Source organism: Oleiphilus sp. HI0123, from assembly GCF_001635315.1.
Genome location: NZ_LWGE01000909.1, coordinates 1 through 457, shown reverse-complemented (window position 1 = coordinate 457; position 457 = coordinate 1). Strand labels below are relative to the sequence as shown.

The following is a 457-nucleotide window of genomic DNA, read 5'->3' as shown; positions in this document are numbered from 1 at the left end:
CTTTATTGTTCCCGGCTTAATCATGATGTCAGTGATTACTAACTCCTATGCTAACGTAGTGTCCTCTTTTTTTAGCATGAAGTTTCAACATAGCATTGAAGAAATTCTGGTCTCACCTGTACCTAACTGGGTAGTCTTGTCCGGTTATGTGATGGGCGGTGTTGGTCGCGGTATATCTGTTGGTCTGATCGTGACACTACTGTCGCTGGGTTTTACCGATTTACGTGTTGAAAATATCGCCGTAACGGCCAGCATTGTTATTCTGACGGCTATCCTGTTCTCGATAGGCGGTTTTATCAATGCGATTTATGCGACAAAATTCGATGACATATCGATAGTGCCAACGTTTATATTGACGCCACTTACTTACTTGGGGGGTGTTTTTTATAGTATCAGTTTGTTGCCTGAGTTCTGGCAGGGGGTCTCCCAAATTAACCCTATACTGTATATGGTTAAC

The 457-nt window shown here is 42.7% G+C and carries 1 protein-coding gene; it reads left to right on the top strand.

The genetic code is table 11. The features are described from left to right. Positions 1 to 457 (top strand): ABC transporter permease (locus A3761_RS07830; RefSeq protein WP_156491733.1); only part of this gene is annotated, 457 nt, incomplete at both ends.